Raw genomic sequence first — 1,461 nt, 5'->3', positions numbered from 1 at the left:
GAGCGTGTCCGGATTTTTGTGTGCGAGGCATAGCATGACGACCGGGAGCATGTATGCCAATCAGCAAGACGAAGATGAAGAACGCGGCGATCGCGGCCAAGTCCGCGGCGCTGCGCAAGATTCCCAATGAACTGCTCGACCAGTTCGTGAGCGGACCGATGACCGGCAAGGCCGTCAACGCCGCATCGATGGCTTTCAAGAAGGCGCTCATCGAGCGCGCCCTGGGGGCCGAACTCGGCCATCACCTGGGTTACCCGAACGGTACGGCCAAGCCCGAAGCCGTGAGCAACCAGCGCAACGGCAGCACCGGGAAGACCGTGTTGACTGAGGATGGCCCACTGCGCATCGATGTGCCACGCGACCGCGACGCCAGCTTCGAGCCGCTGCTCATCCCCAAGCACGAGCGGCGCTTCACGGGCTTGGACGACAAGATCGTCGCCATGTACGCCCGCGGCATGACGGTGCGCCAGGTGCAGGGCTTCCTGGCCGACCAGTACGGCGTGGACGTGTCGCCCGAGTTCATCAGCAGCGTCACCGACGCCGTAATGGCCGAGGTCGGCGCCTGGCAGGCCCGGCCGCTCGAGCCGATGTACCCGGTGGTCTTCTTCGATGCGCTGCGCGTGAAGATCCGCGAGGACGCAGTGGTGCGCAACAAGGCGATCTACCTGGCGCTGGGCGTGCTGCCCGACGGCACGCGCGACATCCTGGGCCTGTGGATCGAGGGCACGGAGGGCGCGAAGTTCTGGATGCGGGTGTTCAACGAACTGAAGACGCGCGGCGTGGTCGACATCCTGATCGCCGTGACCGACGGCTTGAAGGGCATGCCCGAGGCGCTGGGTGCGGTGTTCCCGGCCACGACGCTGCAGACGTGCATCGTGCACCTGATCAGGAACAGCCTGGACTACGCCAGCTGCAAGGACCGCAAGCTGTTGGCCGCGGCAATCAAGCCTATCTACACGGCGCTCAGCGCCGAAGCAGCGCAGGCCGAGCTGGACGCCTTCGAGCAGGGTCCGTGGGGCCGCAAGTTCCCCACCGTGGCGGCCGCGTGGCGCCGTGCCTGGGACCGCGTGATCCCGTTCTTCGCGTTCCCGCCGGCGGTGCGCCGGGTGATCTACACGACCAATGCGATTGAAAGCATCAACGCGCAACTCAGGAAGATCATCAAGTCGCGGGGACACTTCCCGAGTGACGACGCGGCCACGAAGCTGATCTGGCTGGCGCTGCGCAACATCACGGCCGACTGGGGGCGTGCCGCGCACAATTGGAAGGAGGCGATGAACCAGTTCGCGATACTCTACGAGGAGCGCTTCACGCAGGCGGCTCGGCCATTGGGTTGAACCATGAAATACATGGCCCAACCGGAGGCGCCTCCGGCGGCCTGGCAGGGGCCCACCGTTCAAAGAACTTCAAGCAAAGACGAATTCAACAACCCGCCTCGAACACAGAAATTCGGGCACTCCC

General features: G+C 64.9%; 1 protein-coding gene. It reads left to right on the top strand.

Annotated elements, in window-relative coordinates; all coding sequences use genetic code 11:
- The first annotated feature begins 74 nt into the window (after positions 1-74).
- On the top strand, positions 75-1,337 hold the full coding sequence (locus tag AVHM3334_RS23620; protein ID WP_284415867.1) for an IS256 family transposase: 1,263 nt from the start codon (positions 75-77) through the stop codon (positions 1,335-1,337).
- Positions 1,338-1,461 lie beyond the last annotated feature (124 nt).

This window comes from Acidovorax sp. SUPP3334, assembly GCF_030159055.1.
Lineage (GTDB): Bacteria > Pseudomonadota > Gammaproteobacteria > Burkholderiales > Burkholderiaceae_C > Paracidovorax.
Note: the sequence above shows the minus strand (reverse complement) of the source record. Positions and strands in the feature narration are given on the sequence as shown.